This window comes from Shewanella sp. ALD9 (assembly GCF_002836315.1).
Classification (GTDB): domain Bacteria; phylum Pseudomonadota; class Gammaproteobacteria; order Enterobacterales; family Shewanellaceae; genus Shewanella.
In genome coordinates, this window is record NZ_PJCD01000001.1 from 212,302 (window position 1) to 232,704 (window position 20,403).

General features: G+C 43.1%; 20 protein-coding genes. 9 read left to right on the forward strand and 11 right to left on the reverse strand.

The window, feature by feature from the left end:
- Nucleotides 1-370: 370 nt before the first annotated feature.
- Nucleotides 371-2,182: a translational GTPase TypA gene (gene typA, locus CXF88_RS01040; protein WP_101084940.1), complete on the reverse strand. Its 1,812-nt coding sequence runs from the start codon at nucleotides 2,180-2,182 to the stop codon at nucleotides 371-373.
- Between the two features lie 480 nt (nucleotides 2,183-2,662).
- Here typA and glnA point away from each other — a divergent pair, with 480 nt between their 5' ends.
- The 3 genes from glnA (at nucleotide 2,663) to CXF88_RS01055 (ending at nucleotide 5,069) form a co-directional block, all read left to right on the forward strand.
- Entirely contained in the window at nucleotides 2,663-4,072 is a 1,410-nt protein-coding gene (glnA, locus tag CXF88_RS01045; RefSeq protein ID WP_101084941.1) for a glutamate--ammonia ligase, read from the forward strand.
- Nucleotides 4,073-4,217: 145 nt separating this feature from the next.
- Nucleotides 4,218-4,406 (forward strand): hypothetical protein, encoded by a 189-nt coding sequence (locus CXF88_RS01050; RefSeq protein ID WP_101084942.1) that lies wholly within the window; start codon nucleotides 4,218-4,220, stop codon nucleotides 4,404-4,406.
- Nucleotides 4,407-4,598: 192 nt separating this feature from the next.
- The gene (locus tag CXF88_RS01055; RefSeq protein ID WP_101084943.1) at nucleotides 4,599-5,069 is read left to right on the forward strand and encodes an Lrp/AsnC family transcriptional regulator; all 471 of its coding nucleotides are present in this window, start codon (nucleotides 4,599-4,601) and stop codon (nucleotides 5,067-5,069) included.
- A 114-nt stretch (nucleotides 5,070-5,183) separates the two neighbouring features.
- Here the strand turns inward: CXF88_RS01055 and CXF88_RS01060 are convergent, their stop codons facing one another.
- On the reverse strand, nucleotides 5,184-5,831 hold the full coding sequence (locus CXF88_RS01060) for a DUF2959 domain-containing protein (protein WP_011635819.1): 648 nt from the start codon (nucleotides 5,829-5,831) through the stop codon (nucleotides 5,184-5,186).
- A 63-nt stretch (nucleotides 5,832-5,894) separates the two neighbouring features.
- Nucleotides 5,895-6,119: a hypothetical protein gene (locus CXF88_RS01065; RefSeq protein ID WP_101084944.1), complete on the reverse strand. Its 225-nt coding sequence runs from the start codon at nucleotides 6,117-6,119 to the stop codon at nucleotides 5,895-5,897.
- A 105-nt stretch (nucleotides 6,120-6,224) separates the two neighbouring features.
- On the opposite strand from CXF88_RS01065, the gene CXF88_RS01070 reads away from it, so the two are divergent.
- The 6 genes from CXF88_RS01070 to CXF88_RS01095 all read left to right on the forward strand — a co-directional run bounded on the left by CXF88_RS01070 (nucleotide 6,225) and on the right by CXF88_RS01095 (nucleotide 11,477).
- Nucleotides 6,225-7,196: a virulence factor BrkB family protein gene (locus tag CXF88_RS01070; RefSeq protein ID WP_101084945.1), complete on the forward strand. Its 972-nt coding sequence runs from the start codon at nucleotides 6,225-6,227 to the stop codon at nucleotides 7,194-7,196.
- Between the two features lie 150 nt (nucleotides 7,197-7,346).
- The gene (gene dtd, locus CXF88_RS01075) at nucleotides 7,347-7,784 is read left to right on the forward strand and encodes a D-aminoacyl-tRNA deacylase (RefSeq protein WP_101084946.1); all 438 of its coding nucleotides are present in this window, start codon (nucleotides 7,347-7,349) and stop codon (nucleotides 7,782-7,784) included.
- 69 nt (nucleotides 7,785-7,853) lie between these two features.
- Nucleotides 7,854-8,348 (forward strand): thioesterase domain-containing protein, encoded by a 495-nt coding sequence (locus CXF88_RS01080; RefSeq protein ID WP_101084947.1) that lies wholly within the window; start codon nucleotides 7,854-7,856, stop codon nucleotides 8,346-8,348.
- 153 nt (nucleotides 8,349-8,501) lie between these two features.
- A complete protein-coding gene (locus tag CXF88_RS01085; RefSeq protein WP_101084948.1) occupies nucleotides 8,502-9,095 on the forward strand; it encodes an FMN-dependent NADH-azoreductase in 594 nt (197 codons plus the stop codon).
- A gap of 316 nt (nucleotides 9,096-9,411) precedes the next feature.
- Nucleotides 9,412-9,966 carry an SCO family protein gene (locus CXF88_RS01090; RefSeq protein WP_157822755.1) on the forward strand — a complete coding sequence of 185 codons (555 nt, stop codon included), beginning with the start codon at nucleotides 9,412-9,414 and terminating at the stop codon, nucleotides 9,964-9,966.
- Nucleotides 9,967-9,974: 8 nt separating this feature from the next.
- Nucleotides 9,975-11,477, forward strand: coding sequence for a methyl-accepting chemotaxis protein (locus tag CXF88_RS01095; protein WP_101084950.1), 1,503 nt, complete (start codon nucleotides 9,975-9,977; stop codon nucleotides 11,475-11,477).
- A 67-nt stretch (nucleotides 11,478-11,544) separates the two neighbouring features.
- Here CXF88_RS01095 and CXF88_RS01100 read toward each other — a convergent pair whose 3' ends face one another.
- The 8 genes from CXF88_RS01100 to CXF88_RS01135 form a co-directional block, all read right to left on the reverse strand.
- The gene (locus tag CXF88_RS01100) at nucleotides 11,545-12,771 is read right to left on the reverse strand and encodes a beta-ketoacyl-ACP synthase (protein ID WP_101084951.1); all 1,227 of its coding nucleotides are present in this window, start codon (nucleotides 12,769-12,771) and stop codon (nucleotides 11,545-11,547) included.
- On the reverse strand, nucleotides 12,768-13,493 hold the full coding sequence (locus tag CXF88_RS01105) for a 3-ketoacyl-ACP reductase FabG2 (RefSeq protein ID WP_011635828.1): 726 nt from the start codon (nucleotides 13,491-13,493) through the stop codon (nucleotides 12,768-12,770). Before CXF88_RS01105 ends, CXF88_RS01100 begins: the two co-directional genes overlap by 4 nt.
- Nucleotides 13,494-13,556: 63 nt before the next feature.
- On the reverse strand, nucleotides 13,557-14,048 hold the full coding sequence (locus tag CXF88_RS01110; RefSeq protein ID WP_101084952.1) for a hotdog family protein: 492 nt from the start codon (nucleotides 14,046-14,048) through the stop codon (nucleotides 13,557-13,559).
- A gap of 4 nt (nucleotides 14,049-14,052) precedes the next feature.
- A complete protein-coding gene (locus tag CXF88_RS01115) occupies nucleotides 14,053-15,255 on the reverse strand; it encodes a beta-ketoacyl-[acyl-carrier-protein] synthase family protein (RefSeq protein ID WP_101084953.1) in 1,203 nt (400 codons plus the stop codon).
- A gap of 90 nt (nucleotides 15,256-15,345) precedes the next feature.
- Nucleotides 15,346-15,966 carry a DUF3261 domain-containing protein gene (locus CXF88_RS01120; protein ID WP_101084954.1) on the reverse strand — a complete coding sequence of 207 codons (621 nt, stop codon included), beginning with the start codon at nucleotides 15,964-15,966 and terminating at the stop codon, nucleotides 15,346-15,348.
- Nucleotides 15,956-17,224, reverse strand: coding sequence for an NAD(P)/FAD-dependent oxidoreductase (locus CXF88_RS01125; RefSeq protein WP_101084955.1), 1,269 nt, complete (start codon nucleotides 17,222-17,224; stop codon nucleotides 15,956-15,958). Before CXF88_RS01125 ends, CXF88_RS01120 begins: the two co-directional genes overlap by 11 nt.
- A complete protein-coding gene (locus CXF88_RS01130; protein WP_101084956.1) occupies nucleotides 17,214-19,622 on the reverse strand; it encodes an MMPL family transporter in 2,409 nt (802 codons plus the stop codon). The genes CXF88_RS01125 and CXF88_RS01130 overlap by 11 nt, the downstream gene beginning before the upstream one ends.
- Complete coding sequence (locus tag CXF88_RS01135; protein ID WP_101084957.1) at nucleotides 19,622-20,356, reverse strand: outer membrane lipoprotein carrier protein LolA; 735 nt, start codon at nucleotides 20,354-20,356, stop codon at nucleotides 19,622-19,624. Before CXF88_RS01135 ends, CXF88_RS01130 begins: the two co-directional genes overlap by 1 nt.
- Between the last annotated feature and the right edge of the window lie 47 nt (nucleotides 20,357-20,403).

Here is a 20,403-nt window from a genome sequence, read left to right on the forward strand (position 1 = left end):
ATCTGCGTTTACGTAAAATATCTAGTTAAATGTTTTCATGTTGTATCACGAGAGTCGCTTCGCTGCTAGGGCGGACTGCGTCCTGCTAGAGTCGCTTTGCTGCTAGGGCGGACTGTGTCCTGCTAGAGTCGCTTTGCTGCTAGGGCGGACTGTGTCCTGCTAGAGTCGCTTCGCTGCTAAGCTGTTGACTTTATAGCCTCTAGCCGCGGAGCGTACTAGCAGCGCAGCGTCCTAGGCTCTTTCGCTCGTCACCGCTTGCTACCAATATTTTTAGCCTCCTGTATAGACTAGACAACAAAAAGCCCAGATGCATGCATCTGGGCTTTTTAGGTCTCAATGAGTGGCAGACGTTGCCACTCATTGATGGTAATTAACTGCGGTTATTACGCTTACGCTCATTCTCAGTTAAGAATCTCTTACGAACACGGATGTTCTTAGGAGTTACTTCAACTAATTCATCATCATCGATGAATTCAAGAGCTTGCTCAAGAGTCAATGTGATAGGCGTAGTCAATACTTGTGCTTCATCAGTACCTGATGCGCGCATGTTAGTAAGCTGCTTACCTTTCAAACAGTTTACTGTCAAATCGTTAGAGCGAGCATGAATACCCACTACTTGACCTTCATACACTTCAGCAGCGTGACCAATAAACATACGACCACGGTCTTGCAAAGCAAATAGAGCGAATGTTAGTGCTTTACCTGTTGCGTTTGAAATCAATACGCCGTTAGCGCGTTGACCAATATCGCCACCTTTGTGTGGACCGTAGTGATCAAATGAATGATAAATTAGACCAGTACCAGATGTTGCTGTTAAGAATTCGGTTTGGAAACCAATTAAGCCACGGCTTGGGATAACGAAGTCGATACGTACACGACCTTTACCATCAAGCTGCATGTCTTTCATTTCGCCTTTACGAACACCTAATTTTTCAATTACGGTACCTTGATGATCTTCTTCAACGTCAACTGTTACAGTTTCGTATGGTTCATGTAGCTCACCATCGATTGTTTTTAGAATAACTTCTGGACGAGACACGGCTAATTCATAACCTTCACGACGCATGTTTTCAATTAAAATCGATAAGTGTAATTCACCACGACCTGAAACGCGGAAACGGTCTGGACTTTCTGTTTCTTCAACGCGGAGTGCTACGTTGTGAACTAATTCAGTCTGTAAACGTTCAAGAATGTTACGTGAAGTAACATACTTACCTTCTTTACCCGCGAACGGAGAAGTGTTTACTTGGAATGTCATCGTTAGTGTTGGTTCATCAACAGTTAACGGTGGCATTGCTTCTACTGCATTCACTGCACAGATAGTATCAGAGATTTTAAGCTCGCCTAAACCTGTAATAGCAACGATGTCACCAGCATTTGCAATTGGCACTTCAGTACGGTCAAGACCCATGTAACCTAATACTTGGCCCATTTTACCGTTACGTGTCTTACCGTCAGCGCCAATAATGGTCACTTGTTGGTTAGTCTTAACGCTACCACGAGTAATACGGCCAATACCGATAACACCCACGTATGAGTTATAATCGATTTGAGAAATTTGCATTTGGAATGGAGCTTCTGCATCAGCATCTGGGAAAGCTACTTTCTCAACGATAGTTTGGAATAGCGGCGTCATATCATCGCTTGCTACATCTGGATCTAACGTTGCAAAACCATTTAATGCCGAAGCATAAACGATTGGGAAATCTAGTTGTTCGTCAGTGGCACCTAAGTTAACGAATAAATCGAATACTTGGTCAATAACCCAATCTGGACGAGCACTTGGACGGTCAATTTTGTTGATAACAACAATTGGCTTAAGGCCTTGAGCGAATGCTTTCTTGGTTACAAAGCGAGTTTGTGGCATTGGGCCATCAACTGCATCAACCAACAATAATACTGAGTCAACCATAGATAGAACGCGTTCAACTTCACCACCGAAATCGGCGTGGCCAGGAGTATCTACGATATTAATACGGTAGTCGTTCCACTGGATGGCAGTGTTCTTTGCCAGAATGGTGATCCCACGTTCTTTTTCAAGATCGTTAGAATCCATAACCCGCTCAGTAGCTTCTCCACGAGATGCAAGGGTTCCTGACTGCGCCAACATTTTGTCAACCAAGGTTGTTTTGCCATGGTCAACGTGGGCAATAATGGCGATGTTACGTAAATTCTCTAGCACGGATAAACCTCTAAACCAGCAAATAAAAAAAAAGGATCTAACAGTAGTTATAGATTATAGCTACTGTAAAAAAGCGTGCCATTCTACTTCACAGCAGCTTTTGTAGATAGGATTATTTTTGAACACTTGTAAATCTATCGCTTGCTATGGATTAATAAACAGCATAAAACGTATATATATGAAGCATAACCATGGTGTAAGACAAAACTGTGACATTGGCTAAAACAGCAACATTAACATGACGCACCATTATGGACTTTTGCACCATGATGAAACATAGTGATGCACGAGGTTGGTGCAAGGTTATGATTTAGAAGATTTGGAAACTTTCTCATCTTCATAAAATCAATTAGTTAGCGATCTGGCATGAATATCGCTTTATTGCTGATAATTATGAAAAGATTCGTTTTCCAGGTGCATCATCTGGCGAATAGCAAGATTATTTAAGGGACAACCCTTTACCCTACCGGAGGCTTGAGAATGTCAGTTGAATCAGTTTTAAAACAACTTGTAGAGTTAGAAGTTAAGTTTGTAGACTTACGCTTTACCGACACTAAAGGTAAAGAGCAGCACGTTTCTATTCCTTCTCATCAAGTAAATGAAGATTTCTTTGAAGACGGTAAAATGTTTGATGGCTCTTCAATTACAGGTTGGAAAGGCATTAATGAATCTGACATGGTGCTAATGCCAGATCCAACCACTTTCGTATTAGACCCTTTCACAGAAGAAACAACAGCGCTTATTCGTTGTGATATTTTAGAACCTGGTACTATGACAGGTTATGATCGTGACCCACGTTCAATTGCTAAAAAAGCTGAAGCTTACCTAATTTCTACTGGTATTGCTGACACAGTATTGATTGGTCCAGAGCCAGAGTTCTTCTTATTTGACGATGTCCGTTTTGGTACCGACATGTCAGGTTGTTTTGTTAAGATTGACGCAAAAGAAGCATCATGGAACTCAGCTAAGAGCTATGAAGAAGGTAACACGGGTCACCGTCCAATGGTGAAAGGTGGTTATTTCCCAGTTGCACCAGTTGATTCTTCACAAGATTTACGTTCGGCAATGTGTTTAGTACTTGAAGAAATGGGTCAAGTAGTTGAAGCGCATCACCACGAAGTAGCAACAGCGGGTCAAAACGAAATCGCAACACGTTTCAACACGTTGACTAAGAAGGCTGATGAAATTCAAATTCTAAAATACGTTGTTCATAACATGGCGCATGCTTATGGTAAGACAGCGACATTTATGCCAAAACCAATCGTTGGTGACAACGGTAGCGGCATGCACGTGCATCAGTCTTTAGCTAAAGACGGCGTAAACTTATTCGCAGGTGATAAGTATGCTGGTTTGAGTGATTTAGCGCTTTATTACATTGGCGGCATTATTAAGCATGCTCGTGCATTGAATGCGTTCACTAACCCAAGCACTAACTCTTACAAGCGTTTAGTGCCACATTTTGAAGCGCCTGTAATGCTTGCATATTCTGCACGTAACCGCAGTGCTTCAATTCGTATTCCAGTGGTACCAAGCCCTAAAGGCCGTCGTATCGAAGCGCGTTTCCCTGATCCACATGCAAACCCATACTTAGGTTTCTCAGCATTACTTATGGCTGGTCTTGATGGTATTCAAAACAAGATCCACCCAGGTGAAGCAATGGATAAAGATTTATATGACTTACCTCCTGAAGAAGCTGCTGAAATTCCACAGGTTGCAACGTCATTAGAAAACGCACTTGAACATTTACAAGCTGACCATGAGTTCTTGACTAAAGGCGGCGTATTCAGCGAAGACTTTATCCAGTCTTATATCCAACTTAAAACGGCTGAAGCAGAACGTGTTGCACGTACTACTCACCCACTTGAGTTTGAGATGTACTACAGCTTGTAATTCTTGAATACAATTGCTTAAACAAGCAAACCAATAAAAAACCCGATAATTGATTATCGGGTTTTTTATTGCTCAAAAGATGTGAGACTAATCAGTAACGTTAGCTTACGGATATCCGCGTCATACCTCAGCAGGTATCATCAGGATGATTAACATTGCCGACAACGGTAGCGGTGGTGAATTTAACATCACAACATACGATGTTAATAATCGAAGCGGGTTACGTATTCGTCCTAATGCGGATTATGCTGCGAATAAATGTGAAATCAGATACTCTCAGCCACAAGTTGCAGGAGAGTCACCGTTAGTTGTCGTCGATATTGACGAGTGTTAAGTGCTCTTGTTATTCGCGAGTATCACCTCAAATTACCCTCTTTAGACAAATGCCATGTTAACTTTATGGCATTTATTGTTTTGTGGCTCCCATTTGCTTGAAATATTTGTGATTAACGTAAATTTGTAGAGGATTTCACTCAGGAATATGATATTTATACCGTTAATCACTCACTAAAAAGCGATTTGTTCAATGGATAAGAAAGACCTCAAGCTATTAGAAATTTTACAACGTCAGGGCCGGATGGCTGTTTCTGAATTAGCCGATAAGGTTAATATGTCGGATACTCCTTGTTTACGACGAGTCAAAAAGCTTGAACAAGATAAAGTGATTTTAGGCTATGGTGCCCAAGTTGACCCTTTTAAAGTGGGTCTTAATGTTGTGGTTTATACATCGATACGCTTAACGGAACATACTGATCAATCGACAGCGTTATTTGAGTCAACCATGGCACAATTACCTCAAGTGATGGAATGCGCCGTGGTAACTGGATCTTATGATTATATGCTCAAAATAGTCGCCAAAGATTTGGTTTCTTATGAGCAATTTATCAAAAAATCGCTCGGCAACCTCAAGTTTGTCGCCAGCATTGAAACTACAGTAGTTTTGAAGCAAATATTTAGCCGTACGGCATTGCCAGTGGACCAGTCACCGATCGAATAAGCACAAATACGCAAATAGGCACATATAAATACCCAAAAGCAGCACCTAGGCCGTCATAGACTATGACAGCATAGGTTACCGCTAAGGGCGTTAAGTTGATAGGTTAGGTAAGGTTTAACCTTGTTCCATTGAGGCAATAAACTTGTTCGATTCGGCAATCGATTTGTTCATTTCTTTAATCAGGCTAGAGATATCAGTCTGTAAATTGGCAAACTCACCTTTAATTGCACCAATAGCCTGCGCATTTAGGTTATGTTTTAAATACAGCATATTATCTTTCATCGCAGTTAGAATGGGTGGCATTTTTGCTTCTGCACGACGCATGCTTCTCACTAGCGTTTTATATGAACGCTTGGTTTCATTGAGCTTGCTGGTGCTGTTACGACGTAAACTGGCTTTACTGATTTCTTCGATTTCAGTTTGCCATTCGTCAAATAATGCATCCGCGACATCTTCGACTTTCTCGATGCGATGACTCACTTCATCTGCTGCAGATTGAGCTGACTCATATTCATCTTTCGCTTTATTATAAGCATCTTCTAAATCGCCACCATCAAATGCCAAAAGCGCCTGCATTTCTTCCAATGCAGAGCTAAATTGCTCTTGTGCTTCTTCCTGCGACTCTTTAGCCTCTTGAACTCTATCGACCATAATGTCGCGTTTGTGGTAGCCGACTTTTTCCATTGCACCGTAATAGGCGCTTTGACAACCGCTCAACAGTAAACTGCTACTTAATAGTGCCAGTGATATCCATTTTTTCATCAATGTGTCTCTTTTATTGTGTGAGGCGAAAAGTGTCCTCGTTGAGGTTAACTACCTTATGAGTTAACTGCCTGATTTAAATTTTGCTGCGTCGATGATGCTCCATAAATGGAATAAACCACCGATAATGGCTGGGATGACCAACACAAAAAAGAAATAGCAAACAGCAGTAATGCAGAAGAATAACAAAGCCGCTAATATACGCCCTTGTAAAAGCTGACCTAGGCCTGGAAAAAATAAGCTCGCGACAGCTGCGAGTATATTACCCGCCGAACCTTGTTGTGACATCAATTTGCTCCATTATTCGATGACTAATATGTTATAACATTGTACGAAGTTAGTGACTTAATACAAATGTTATCTCCACTAACATGGTATGAAATAAGGATTATTATGCCCAAAAAGTTTGATTACAGCCCTATTGCGGCTTTTTTTAGTGGGATTTGGCAGTTTCTACTCCATCTCAAACAACGGCTTGCTGAAGACCAAATTAATATACGAGCAGGTCATTTGGCCTATGTGACCTTGTTGTCATTGGTGCCTATGTTGGCTGTCACCATGTCGATGTTATCGGCCTTTCCGGTGTTTAAAGGTATTCGCGGCAATATTGAAGGCTTTATATATAATAATTTTATACCTGCAGCGGGTGATACGGTGCAAGTGCATATCAACGAGTTTGTCGCTAATGCATCTAAAGGCACCTTTGTCGGTATTGTTGCGTTAGTGTTTGTTGCCATTATGCTGATTTCAGCTATCGATAAAGCATTGAATAACATTTGGCGAATTACCGAAAAGCGCTCTTACGTGGTGTCATTTTCGATGTACTGGATGGTGTTAACTCTAGGTCCTGTACTCATTGGTGCAAGTCTAGTGGCCACCTCTTATGTTGTTTCATTAGAGGTGGTAACAGGCAGTGAGTTGTCTGGATTAGTCCCGTGGATTGTTGAGCGTCTACCATTGCTGTTTTCTGTGGCATCTATATTACTGTTATATATGGTCGTGCCTAACAAGAAAATCCATTTTTTACATGCTCTATTGGGAGCGATTGTAGCAGCGGTATTATTTGAAGCAGGCAAAAAGGGTTTTGCGTTTTATGTGACCCAATTTCCGAGTTATGAAGCCATTTATGGTGCACTGGCAGTAGTGCCGATTTTATTTGTATGGGTATATTTATCGTGGATGATTGTATTACTCGGTGCAGAAATTACTGCCGCACTGCCAGAGTATCTGGAAAGTTTAGCGGTTATCGCGGATGATCTTAAAGCTGAAATTTTTACAGAGACTGAGACTAAAAGCCAGAATCTGAATAATGTGCACGATCCTCTAGTGGTCGATAAATCCATTTCGTCGTCTGATAAATCTTAAGTGGCATTGGTGTTCTACGCCAATGTATTCAGTAACAACTAGTCTGTATGGGCCACAAGTAGCAAGTTATGTTGCTACCTGTGGTCTCTCAGTTGGGTTTGTTTTATTTTCTTCAATAAGCATCACCAAATAGCATAGTTTAAGGCAGTTATGATTGCATTAATTCAACGAGTTAAACGCGCGTCAGTGGCGGTCGACAATACAATAGTCGGCAAAATTGACCAAGGCTTGTTAGTATTACTAGGCATAGAGCGCGAAGATAATATTGATAAAATGGTTAAGTTAGCTACAAAAGTCATTAATTATCGGGTGTTTAGTGATGAAAACGGAAAAATGAATCTTAATCTGGCTCAAGTCGGTGGACAATTATTGGTGGTGTCACAATTTACCTTAGCAGCAGATACCGGCAAAGGCTTAAGACCCAGTTTTTCGAGCGCAGCAACTCCTGAACAAGCCGATCGCCTTTATCTGGCTTTTGTCGAATATTGTCGCCAACAAGGGGTTATGACACAGACAGGACAATTTGGTGCAGATATGCAGGTCGAATTGGTCAATGATGGCCCAGTGACCTTTAATCTGCAGGTATAAGGCCTTAATTTATTACCATTCTATTATTGTCAGTAGAGGTTAACCAGTCATCATCGGAGGGATGCCGTTATGTTTGATATTTCATTCACAGAAGCGCAATCAGATGCCAAGGTCAATGCTTTACTGCAGACCTTGTGTGAAACTTGGCATAGTACGATTCCTGTTAGTCAATTTATGGGCATTAAACCAGTGTTGTTTAATGGAGATAGCCTACAAGTCACTGCACCTTTAGAGCCCAACGTTAACTTACATCACACCATGTTTGCTGGCAGTATTTATACCTTAATGACATTAACAGGCTGGGGAATGGTGTGGTTACAGCAGCAATTGTCACAAGCCCATGGTGATATTGTATTAGCTGATGCAAAAGTCAGGTATTTAAAACCGGTGACTAAACAGCCCTATGCCAAAGTTATTTGGCCCTATACTGATTTGAACCCATTAAACCGAGGCCGGCGAGTCAAAATCACCTTAGAAGTGGCGTTATATTGTGATGACATTATGTGTGCTACGTTTACCGGCCAATTTGTATCTTTACCGCCAAAAAATGGTCGCGTTGATTAACATATTCGCGTTGAACAAGTGAATATATTTCGATTTTATCGAATATAATTGCATAATTATTGCGCTATTATTCTTTTTTATAGGTCAATATACTAGCTACATTGGTCAGGCACATAGCATATGACCCAACAAACATATGGGTGAGACTTAACAATGGCAAAAGTATTAATTTTAAAATCAAGCATTCTAGGCAGTTATTCACAGTCTTCAGCATTAGTTGATTATTTAAATCAGCAATGGAGCAGTAAAGGTGCACAAATTACAGTGCGTGATTTAGGTAAAAATACCTTGCCAATGTTAGATGGTGAGCTAGCTTCTGGTTTACGTGGCGGCGATAACCTTTCCGAACGTCAATTATCTGCAGTGGCACTATCGAATGAATTAGTCGCTGAAATTAACGATCATGACACCATTGTTATCGCAGCGCCGATGTACAACTTTGGCATACCGACAACGTTAAAAAATTGGATCGATTTTATTGCTCGTGCCGGTGTAACGTTTACTTACACCGATACCGGACCCGTTGGATTAATCAAAGGTAAGCGCGCCATTATTGTGACGACTCGTGGTGGAGCGCATAAAGGCGGGTCTACAGATCATGTTGTACCTTACTTAACAACTGTGTTGGGCTTCATTGGAATTAACAACGTCGAAACCATTTATGCTGAATCATTAAATATGGGCCCAGATGCAGCCGAAGCAGGTATTAGCCAAGCTAAGCTTGATATTGATGCAATAGCACTCTAATCATTTTATAGATGTTTAGATAACGCCACGAATTCGCATACTTAACGCTTAATGAGCCTTTGACATTTAAAGGTTCATTAAGCGTTTTTTTATTTTGTGTTTTGCTGTTATTTTATTAATCCAAAAAAGTATTTACTGCGTATAATTAGTACAACCAGTATCTAGATTGATGCCAATTTTACTTTTCAAAAATGTAGTTTCATTAACAAAAGCCTACGGGTTTATCGTTGAAAAGCCGTCATACTGTCATTTATTTTTTATGAAACTCAGAAAAATTGTCATCGCGTCAGTATTAATCTTGCTCGCTTTGAGTCTTATGCCTATATTGATGCTGATCAATCAGTGGGCTTCAGATACAGAGGCTTATGGCATTACCGGAAATGACGGCCAACAGATTCATTTTCGGTGGCAAGACGTTAATCAACAAGTTCACCAGTACCCTGCGTCCGCGGGAACATATACCTACTTATTTTTAGGTTTTTTGTCGTGCTCAGAAATTTGTCCAATACGCATTGAGCAATTAGATCAACTTGAGCAACGAATAGAGCAGGATGCTTCGATAAATAAAGCTGAGGTTCAATTTATGTTTGTGACTATCGATCCTGATAACGACACATTAGCCGTGCGCCAAGCGGTGATCGATGCACGCTCTAAACGTTTTGTCAGTGCGTCATTGTCCGAGTCAGATTTACATCAACTTGAGTTACGCTTATCTGACAATATCAATCGACAACTCGCAACTATAAATCATGTAGGTAATCTATTTTTGTTGGATCCTTACGGAAAAATCGCGCGTATTTACACTGCTAAGCAGCTTTCAACATCCAAAATGCTCATCGACCTAAACCATATTATTTCAACTCAACACTAGGGATATGTATGAATGATAATCAAACAGTAACACTGCTTAAAAAAAATGATTCATATATATATCGATTATTGTTGCTGCAGGCTCCACTGCTAGCAGCGAGTGGTTTTATCGGCGCTAAAATGCTGACATTTAGTATCACCGCCGCGATAGCAGTATTGGTAATATCACAGCTCAGTTATGTTTTGCTAAAAGGTACTGAGTTGTTTGGCATTGTGGCTGCTGTGATTATGATGACAGTATCGGGACTATTAGTTCAAAGCCAAATGGGCATGATTGAAATGCACTTTCATATCTTTGCTACCATGGGGATATTTCTTATTTACCTGCGCTGGCAGCCGTTAGTGGCCGCTTTGTTGACCGTGGCGATACATCACGTCTTAATGACTTATATCCAATTACAAGGTGTTGAACTATTTGATACGCCAGTGATGATTTTTGCTGGCGAGTGTAGCTGGAGCATCATGATTGTTCATGCGCTGTTTGCCGTAACTGAAACCGGTATTTTAATTCGTATTGCCTTATTTATGCGTGCAGACTCAGTTGCCAATCAACGTATTGCTGGTGCAATTCAACATATTTCACAGCATAAAGATTTATCGATTCGGTTACCTTCAGCCGATACTCAGGCAGAAATGTCCTTTAATTTGATGCTGGAAGAGTTGTCGCAATTGTTTAACGACTATCGCGATATTGCTGTGAAAATGGCAAGTACTTCCGACAACTTAATGAGCCTGAGCGATCAAGCTCAACATGCGGTACAACAGCAAAATAACCAAGCGCGATTGATTGCCGAATCGACTCAACATGTTATTGACAGTTTTCAGCAAATGGCTCATGACAGCCAAATTTCAGCGGATCAAGCAAGAGAGGGGGCAACCTCAAGTCTTGGCGATCGCCAGAATGCATTAAGCATTATGAAAGACATGCAGGCGCTAGAAACTAATATGACTGAAGTAACTGAATCAATGACTGATTTAACCACTGATGTTAGTGCTATTACCACACAGTTGCAGGCCATTCGCAGTATTTCAGATCAAACTAACTTACTTGCGTTGAATGCGGCGATTGAAGCGGCTAGAGCGGGTGAGAGTGGCCGTGGTTTTGCGGTGGTGGCAGATGAAGTTCGCACTTTAGCAAAGCGTACCAGTCAGTCTACCGATGGTATTGAAAAAGTACTGAGTCGTTTAAATGTCAGCATGCTAAAAACCGTTGAGTCGATGGATCAAGGCAAGCAACGTACGACGCAAAATGTAGTCCACACCAGTAGCATTGCTCAAGGGCTTGAGCAACGTTCTGCTCAAATAGGTCAAGTGGCTACCTTGAGCCACAATGTGGCAAATGGTACACAACAACAGGCAGATAGATTGACTCAAATAGGTGCGGAGATTTTGGATAACGCCCAAGCCGTTGTACTTTTATCGGCGCAAGTTCAAAAGCTGGCTGGTGGCGCGGTAGAAATGAAACGGATTACTCAAGACTATCAAGCCAAAGCTGCGGCTTACAAGGTGTAAAAACACAGGCGAAAGCATCGCTTTCGCCTGCATTATATGGCTGCAAAGGAGTTATACCCTTATATGATTAACGCCAACGTTTAAAAATCAATGAAGTATTAATGCCACCAAAAGCAAAGTTATTACTCATAATATAGTCGGTGTCGATATGACGAATATCGTCTTTAATGTAATCGAGCGCGGCGCATTCTGGGTCGACATCATTAAGATTGAGTGTTGGTGCAAACCAGCCTTCATTCATCATGTTAATACTAGTCCATGCTTCCAATGAACCACAGGCTCCTAGGGTATGACCGGTATAACTCTTTAATGACGATATTGGCGTTTCTGTGCCAAATACTGCATGAGTCGCGGCAGTTTCAGCTATATCACCGCGATCAGTAGCGGTGCCATGAGCACTGATATAACCGATGTCTTGTGCCGATAGTTGGGCATCTTTTAAGGCTAAACGAATCGCTACTTCCATGGTATTAGCATTGGGTTGAGTGACGTGTTGGCCATCTGAGTTGGTGCCAAAACCAACCAACTCAGCATAAATATTTGCACCACGGGCTTGAGCATGTTCAAGCTCTTCTAATATCAAAGTACAAGCACCTTCACCGATAACCAAACCATCGCGGCTCTGGTCAAATGGGCGTGGCGTTAGCTCTGGAGTTTCATTTTGAGTGCTGGTGGCATACAAAGTATCAAATACCACCGCCTCAGTAGGACAAAGCTCTTCACCGCCGCCCGCGAGCATAATGGTTTGCATGCCATATTTAATCGCTTCATAAGCATAGCCAATGCCTTGACTGGCAGAGGTACAGGCACTGCTGGTGGTGTGAATACGGCCTTGCAGGCCAAAGAATACCCCAATATTAACCGCGGTAGTGTGGGCCATCATGCGGATATAACTGGTGGCGGTTAACCCCGACATTTCGCCCGTTTTTAACATGTCGCCAAAGCCCATAATTGGATCGGTACTGCCTGTAGATGAACCGTAAGCAACGCCAACTTGACCGGAATTAAGGATGGGGTCGTTCAACAAACCTGCATCTTCAAGCGCTAATTCACTGGCTCGTGTCGCCATCATGGATACTCGCCCCATAGAGCGGATCTTTTTACGTGAATAATGGGCAGGTAAAGAAAAATCAGTCACTGGCGCTGCCAGTCGAGTATTTAGACCTGGGTAACGATCCCATTCATCCATACGAATAACGCAGTTGTGTTTGGCTAATAGGCTGGCTTTAATTTGTTGCCAGTCTTGGCCTAATGCGGAAATCCCGCCCATACCGGTAACGACTACACGCTTCATATCATGCCTCCGTTAACGGAGATCACTTGGCGAGTTATGTAGGCGGCATCGTCTGATAATAAAAAGTTAGCTAGCCCGGCTATTTCACTGGGTTTGCCCATGCGCTTCATCGGCACTATTTGGTTGACAATATCAGTTGAAATATCTGTGACCATGTCGGTTTCAATCAACCCTGGTGCGATACAATTGACGGTGATTTTTCGTTTAGCTAACTCAAGCGACAAGGCTTTAGTTGCGCCAATAATTCCCGCTTTTGATGCGCTGTAGTTCACTTGGCCACGATTACCTGCAATGCCTGACACTGAGGCTAGGGTGATAATACGTCCGCCTTTACGTGCTTGCACCATTGGCATCACTGTAGGATGGATAACATTATAAAAACCATCAAGGTTAGTGTGGATCACACTGTCCCATTCATCTTCGGTCATCGCAGGGAAGGCGGTATCGCGATTAATACCCGCATTAAGAATAACGCCATAATAGGCACCATTTTCGGCAATGTCCGTTTCGATAGCAAGCTTGACCGCTTGGCGGTCGGCAATATCAAATTGCAGTAAACTAACCTGCACACCAAGATCCAATAAGGTTTTTTGTACTTGCGCTGCGGCAGCATGATTGCTGTGAAAGTGCAGCGCAATATCGAAACCATTCTCGGCTAATTTAATGGCGATGGCTTTGCCTATTCCTCGGCTTGAACCGGTAACTAATACTCTATTATTCAAAATGTCTCTCCGTGATTGATTCGAGGAACTCCAATGGGGTGTCAAAAGGTTTGTTGATCATGCTTAGCCGTCAGCTTGGCTTTCATCAATATAGGCTTGGGTGTCTTGTGGTTGGAATACATTGACATTAGCTGCCGCCACTAACGTTTGGTGATGATAAATTTGGCAGTCAAATACCGCTAATCCAGACTCTTCCTGGTACAGCCGAGTCACCTGGGTGCGATAAGACTCACCTAAGGTAAAGGTGTCGATATGCATTTGCAGTTTGCGGGTGCCGAGTAAAAAACCGACTCTGATAGCATCGTCGCACAGTAAGGCTTCAACACCCGCTAATGCAGCAATACTTTGGGCCATATACTCGATGCCAACGTAATTAGGCACGCCATTGAGTTGAGCGTCGAAATAGGCACTATTAGGGCTAATATGGGTTGCGGTGATTAAGCAGTCTGGGCGATGTTCTAAGACATTATCAATCAAGATCATCGGTGCTCGATGCGGAATAAAAGTACTTATATCTTGCGCTAACATCGCCGGCGTTGCAGTGACTATTGACATGGAACTAGGCATCCTTTCGACAAAAAATCAGGCTTGCATTACTGCCGCCAAAGGCAAATGAATTGCTCATAATAAAGTTGAGTTGGCTAAGGCCAGTATTGTTGTTGGCACTAACGAGAGCGATATTCGGGTCATTAGTATCTTGCTGCCCATCCCAGATGTGCGGCGGCAAACGCTTATCATGGTTAAGTGGGCTTAATAATAAATAACAAAAGGCAGCTTCAATCGCGCCAGCTGCGCCTAAAGTATGGCCCGTGAGCGGCTTGGTTGAGCTGCAGGCTGGTGATGAATGGCTGAATACTGCAGTGACCGCACGCGATTCCATGGCATCATTTTTGGGAGTAGCGGTACCGTGGAGGTTGAGATAATCGATTTTTTCGGCAGCAATGTTGGCTTCTGCCAGGGCTTGTTGCATAGCGGCAATAGCACCTAATCCTTGCGGGTGTGGCGCTGAAATATGATGAGCATCGGCAGACTCGCCGATCCCCACCAACATGACGTCACTTTGGCCACGCTCTAAAGTAAATAAAGCAGCCCCTTCACCAATATTAATGCCATCACGATGGCGACTAAACGGATTGCAATGGCCTTTGGATACCGATTCTAATGCGGCAAAGCCATTAACGGTTAACTGACACAAACTGTCTACACCCCCCACAATTACCATATCGCACATATTCGCATTGAGTAACCGCTGAGCACTGGCAAACACTTTTGCACTCGATGAACACGCTGTAGATACGGTATAACAAGGGCCTGACAGTTCAAACAACTGTTTTAAATAATCACTGGGGCTACCCAGTTCCTGCTGCGAGTAATGGTAACTCGGGGGGAAATGGCCATGTTCTAGCTGATACTTTAATGCCGCTTCGCCTTTGGAAATGCCAGAGGTGCTGGTGCCTAATACCACCCCGATCCGCTCCGATCCAAAACGCTGCTTAGCTTGCTCTATTGCGGGCACAAGTTGCTGGGCGGCTGTGTTTAATAAACGATTATTACGGCAAGCAAATAAACTCAGATGATCGGCAATTTCTATTAACCGTTTGTCATCGACGCAACCGACTAATGTAGGCGCATCGAACAATAAATTATCGCGCCATTGCATAGCACTGATATCACCGCTAATGAGACGCGGCAGCACCTCTTCTGGCGAGTTGCCCAGAGGTGTACACAATCCGATGTGAGTTATTGCTATGCGACTGTTCATGTTTAGTTTGATGGCCTATTTATCTCGGTTTATTGGGTTATGCTGGAGCACTTGTTTATCAATCTGTTATTCAATTAGTTAGTCAATTAGTTAGTCAATTGGGTTTATTTGCATATGAATATCGGCGGCGTCGATGTCTACATTCACTTGCGCTAACCACGGGTCGATATCGCTATACGTTATCGTGATTAAGGCACCACTGGCATCGATAAGTTGCTTACATAACGGCATATCACATGCCATAGTGACTAATTCACCGCCGGTTAAATGTTGATTAACTTGCTCCGTTGGCCAGTAAATTAACTGCATTATTGCCATTAAATACTCTGCTTTAAATTGCTCACCTAATAACAGGCTTTGCTGACTTTGCAGGGTTTGGCCATCGTACACTAACGTGAATAATGCTTGCCCAAGTGGCGCTAATCCCACTAACGTCATCTGTAGTGAATTAAGCTCCAGCTGGGTTAATAACTCATGATTTTCTTGCCCATGGGTAAAGCTGACCATTTGGCTTAAGCTGATATCTTGCTGCGGTGACGTTGTTAACAGCGCAGAGGCTGAGCTTAGGCAATATTGTGCTTCACTGGCGAGTGGGACACAAGTTTGCCGCTCGATTTGTTGGCTGCAAGCACTTAATAGGCTTAGCAGTAATAGCGCCACCACGCGAAGCAATATTATCCCCGCAGAACGCCCCAGCAGATTAAGCAACATTAGGCTTTGGCTCCTGACATAATTCAACAATGGTATTGAGGCGTCGTTCGGACTCTTTTACAAACGGGTTGCTCATGTCCCAAGCGTAGCCCGCTAAAATTGAGCAGATCATTTGTTTAATCTTATTGTCAGCTTGTTGATAGAAAATGACATCTTGAAAGCGTCCGTCATACCAAGCTTGGACATAGGTTCTAAAGGTGTTAACTCCTTGCATTAATGGCGCAGAGTATTCGCTATCCCAATCAACTGTTTGGCCATTAAGTTGTTTATTCAAACTGGCGACAGCCATTGATGCTGACTGCATGGCAATTGTCACCCCAGATGAAAATACCGGGTCAAGGAACTCGCCAGCATTACCCAGTAAAGCAAACTGATTGGTTGCTAAGGTGGTGACATTAGCCGAATAACCTTTGAGCGTGGCACAAGGCTGAACAATATTGGCATTACTCAGTAACTGCTGTAGCTCTGGCTCTTCATTAATCACCGCTAACAATTGTTGTTCGAGGCTTCCGGATAAATGCTCGAGTAAATGTGGCTCAGCCACCACGCCAATTGAGCAACGGTTATTGCTAAAAGGGATTAACCAGTACCAGATATCCTTATGTTGAGGATGAACACTGATTAAGATCTTATTACGATCAAAATGGGGATCGTTAATGTTGTCTTCAATATGGGTGAAAATGGCGCTGCGTGGCGGTAAATTTGATGGTTGTTCTAAATTCAGTAATCGCGGTAATACTCGGCCAAAACCACTAGCATCGAGCACAAATTTAGCATTCACTTGATATTGTGCACCTCGGTCATTCGTTACCGTTAAGCGAGGATTATGAGTCAAATCAATCGCATCAACTTGATGACCAAAACGGATCTCAACCCCTTGGCTGATAGCTGTGTCGGCTAGAAGTTTATCAAAATCCGCCCGTTGAACTTGAAACGTAGTCCCAGGGCCAGGGGTAAATTTATCGGTAAAGTCAAAGGTGGTGCAGCGCCCTTGGTGTTGAAATGCTGCGCCATTTTTAAATTGAAATCCAGCCTGATTAACGGCGTCCAGCATGCCTGCTTGTTCGAGAAATTGCATACAACAAGGCAGTAAACTTTCGCCAATCGAAAAACGTGGAAAATGCTGTTTTTCAATAACAACAACCTGATGACCTTGTTGGCGTAAAAGGCTTGCGGCAATGGCGCCAGAAGGGCCTGCACCAATGATGGCAACGTCAACGTCCATGTTGCTGACTGTATGTGAATGACTAGATGGCATTTACAGTTTTCCTAGTAATAAATGAAATAAACGGTGCCAGTAAAAATGAAAAACTGATCCCAAAAAGAAGCGTTAAACCGAAAAAGTGAATAGCATGGGTTTGACTCAGCGCCAGTAAACCAAAAGCTAATAGTGTTGAACAGGCTGACATAAAGATTGCCATCATCACTCCGCGACTGGTGTGCTTGGCCTCGGCAAAAAATAAGCTGTAATCAATACCAATGCCTAATACTAAAATAAGCGCTAAGGCGTGAAACAAACTGATGCTCGAGCCGACAAGCCCTAAACAAGCTAGCGTGAGCAGTACTGATAAAGCGGGGACAGCGACGATAGCGAATGCCAACTTAATACCGTATTTAATGCTAAACAGTAGGCTGGCTAAAGCAAATACCCACATCAATAGCTGTAATGTTAGTTGGCGATACTTGCCCATTAAATGGGATATATCACCGACCTTATCGATTAACCGAACTTGCCCTAAAGGCCATTCATGCTCAGTCAATCGTTGTTCAAGAGAGGCTAATGAGTGGATGCCACCGAGTAATACTATGGCACCAAATTGCTGGGGTTGGTCTGTTGTTGGGATCGCGCCAAGCCATAACGTCTGTAAATCATCATTGGCTTGGGCTAGTACCATGGTTGGGGTTAACCATTGTGATTCGGCTTGATTAAGTTGTGCCATTAGACTGGTGCTTATACTGTCATCGAGACCCATTTCACTGATTATCTCGTCTAAATGTTGCCCATAAAGCTGTTGCTGTAACTGATAGTGTTGTTGTTGTTTGGCAATGCTGGGCATAAAGCGGCTGAGACTGATTGCTTGGTCTAACTCAGCATCAGTTATGGCTTTATCCAGTACTGGTACCAGTTGCTCTAACGTTTGTAATAAAGCTTGTTCACTGGGACCGCTGACTAAAATAAATTGATTGTCGGTGCCGCCGCTGAGCAGTTGCCGTAGTTGGTTCTCTTCGGTGGTGATGGCTGCAGGGCTTTGCTGCAGCTGACGAATATCATCGTTAGAATCCGTTTGTGACAAACCGAAAAACAATATTGTCGCCAAACCAATGATCAGAGTCGCTATAGCTATTTTTTGCCACAATTTATTCGGGGTGAAAATACGTTGTAATAGCCCCAAATAACCTTGGGCAAGGGTTAATCCAGGTGTCGGTTTAAGCGCATGGTTACCCAGTAATGGAAACACCAATAACAACGTTAGGTATGCACCAATTAACCCAGCAGCACAAAAGACGGCCACTTGTTGCATTCCCGGAAATGGCGTAAAGCCAATGGCGATAAAGGCGCTTGCACTGGTAGCAAGGGCGAGAGCGAGCGCCGGAAAAATCTGCTTTAAAGTGTCACTGGCGTTGTTATTTGGGTGAGCTTGTTTTTCACAATAAAAGTGAAAGCTGTAATCAATGGCGACACCAATTAAGCTGGTGCCAAACACTAATGTGAGTAAGTGCAACTCACCGAAAATACTTAAGGTGGCGACAAACGCAAACACCACCCCAGTGGTTAACGTCAGTAGTGCGGCAAATAACGGCATAATCGACCGAAAGGCTAACCAGACTAATAAGATGATCCCTAACATGGAAATTAAGCCAATTCGGCTGATTTCTTGTTTGGCAGATTCGGTGGCGGCAATCGCATGAAAAAGCGCACCAGCTTTAAGGAAACTGACATCGGGGACATGCAGAGTCAATTGGCTAAATGCAGCATCTAATGCTTGAATTTGCTGTTGCTGAGCGGTCGGGCTAAAAGCACTGTCGCGCCCTTTGGCCATGACAATCGCAGCCACACCATCGGTAGTGTCGGTGAGTAAAATGCCTTGTTGGCTACGCAGCGCACTATTAGGTGATAACGCCAGTAAGTTGGCTGGAAACATCAGTAATGGGTCATTGCTGAGCAGCTGGCTGTTGGCAAAACCAAATGCGCTATAAAGTTGATTTTGGGCCGCGTTAAGCAGTTGGCGCCAATTATCTGTTTCAATCGCTTTAGCTTGCTCGGCGGTGAGTAGGGTAAAGCGATGTTCGAAATACACTTTAGCTAAGTCTTGCAGATGATCATCCGCGCCGCTACGAATGTGAATAAAGGGCTGTTGTGGCTGTTTATCTAGTGCATCCATCAGTTGCTGTGCGGCACTGATAGCTTGGTTGTCGTCATCGGCTTTTATTGCAATATACACTTGGTTAGCGAGTTGCTGTTCAACTCTGTTTAATGCTGTTTCAGTGAGTTTGTCTTGTTGTAAATGCGGCAACATCGCCAAAATATCAGTTTGAATATGCGCGCCCTGTTGCCATTGTATTAAGCCAGTGACTAACATTGTCAGTAGCAATAATACCCATAAGACAAAACGCCCAATAGGAGATAACAACGCGGTTAGCGATATTGGCTGCATTATTTAGCGGACTCATTTCCAAGACTAAAAAGCGCCAGTTCAGCTTCACTCAGTTGCCCTTGTTGGGTCTGGGTAAATTGAATTTGGGTATAGTCGCGAACATCCGCTTGGTTATTGGTCATTATTAGTGAACGTATAAGCGTGTCGCCGCTGAGGGTAATGTTACCCATAGACGATTGCACTTGTGGGTCTTTAGCTTGTAAGCCCAGTTGCCATGACCTATTTTCGGGCTGAGTTTCGGGCTTATCTGCGGACTTAGTTGCAGGCATAAATAAGTTGAAATCGGTACTTAAGGCAGCAATATCACCCGCCATAATGGCTTGTAATAAACGCGGTAATTGCTGTGCAATCGGATTGCCATTAGCCCCAGAACTAAAGTGTTGAATTTTGCCTTGGCTGTTTTGTTGGATCAACTGCTGATCTTTAAGCACCATCAAGGTGTTGAAAGGACGTTGCTGCTGCCATACCAATCCTTGGGTTGGACTAAATATAAACTGTCCTTGGCTGAGTAAGGGCTTTTTAAGCACCTGTAAATGGCGTAATTGAACAAACTGCCCACGAGTATCTAGTTGTAGATTCAGTTGCTGCGCTAGCGCGCTGAGGGCTTCAGTGCTGGCTGGTTGAGTATACAACGCCTGAATGTCAGCCAGTTGTGTTTGAGTAAGAGGTTCATTATTGCTTGCTGGTGGATGTTCGCTAGCCGAGGTGGCCGCAATACACAGGCAACACAACATAATGATGCTGCTTACTCGCGCCAATAGGCTAATAAATAGGCTAGTAA

Excerpts from the sequence above, each read along its gene's own strand:
- CXF88_RS01130 (WP_101084956.1), bottom strand. The coding sequence starts at position 19,622 with ATGCAGCCAATATCGCTAACCGCGTTGTTATCTCCTATTGGGCGTTTT.
- CXF88_RS01095 (WP_101084950.1), top strand. The coding sequence starts at position 9,975 with ATGAATGATAATCAAACAGTAACACTGCTTAAAAAAAATGATTCATAT.
- CXF88_RS01135 (WP_101084957.1), bottom strand. The coding sequence starts at position 20,356 with ATGTTGTGTTGCCTGTGTATTGCGGCCACCTCGGCTAGCGAACATCCA.
- CXF88_RS01065 (WP_101084944.1), bottom strand. The coding sequence starts at position 6,119 with ATGTCACAACAAGGTTCGGCGGGTAATATACTCGCAGCTGTCGCGAGC.
- CXF88_RS01120 (WP_101084954.1), bottom strand. The coding sequence starts at position 15,966 with ATGTTGCTTAATCTGCTGGGGCGTTCTGCGGGGATAATATTGCTTCGC.
- dtd (WP_101084946.1), top strand. The coding sequence starts at position 7,347 with ATGATTGCATTAATTCAACGAGTTAAACGCGCGTCAGTGGCGGTCGAC.
- CXF88_RS01070 (WP_101084945.1), top strand. The coding sequence starts at position 6,225 with ATGCCCAAAAAGTTTGATTACAGCCCTATTGCGGCTTTTTTTAGTGGG.
- CXF88_RS01110 (WP_101084952.1), bottom strand. The coding sequence starts at position 14,048 with ATGTCAATAGTCACTGCAACGCCGGCGATGTTAGCGCAAGATATAAGT.
- CXF88_RS01125 (WP_101084955.1), bottom strand. The coding sequence starts at position 17,224 with ATGCCATCTAGTCATTCACATACAGTCAGCAACATGGACGTTGACGTT.
- CXF88_RS01090 (WP_157822755.1), top strand. The coding sequence starts at position 9,412 with ATGCCTATATTGATGCTGATCAATCAGTGGGCTTCAGATACAGAGGCT.
- CXF88_RS01055 (WP_101084943.1), top strand. The coding sequence starts at position 4,599 with ATGGATAAGAAAGACCTCAAGCTATTAGAAATTTTACAACGTCAGGGC.
- CXF88_RS01085 (WP_101084948.1), top strand. The coding sequence starts at position 8,502 with ATGGCAAAAGTATTAATTTTAAAATCAAGCATTCTAGGCAGTTATTCA.
- CXF88_RS01100 (WP_101084951.1), bottom strand. The coding sequence starts at position 12,771 with ATGAAGCGTGTAGTCGTTACCGGTATGGGCGGGATTTCCGCATTAGGC.
- CXF88_RS01080 (WP_101084947.1), top strand. The coding sequence starts at position 7,854 with ATGTTTGATATTTCATTCACAGAAGCGCAATCAGATGCCAAGGTCAAT.
- CXF88_RS01115 (WP_101084953.1), bottom strand. The coding sequence starts at position 15,255 with ATGAACAGTCGCATAGCAATAACTCACATCGGATTGTGTACACCTCTG.
- glnA (WP_101084941.1), top strand. The coding sequence starts at position 2,663 with ATGTCAGTTGAATCAGTTTTAAAACAACTTGTAGAGTTAGAAGTTAAG.
- CXF88_RS01050 (WP_101084942.1), top strand. The coding sequence starts at position 4,218 with ATGATTAACATTGCCGACAACGGTAGCGGTGGTGAATTTAACATCACA.
- CXF88_RS01060 (WP_011635819.1), bottom strand. The coding sequence starts at position 5,831 with ATGAAAAAATGGATATCACTGGCACTATTAAGTAGCAGTTTACTGTTG.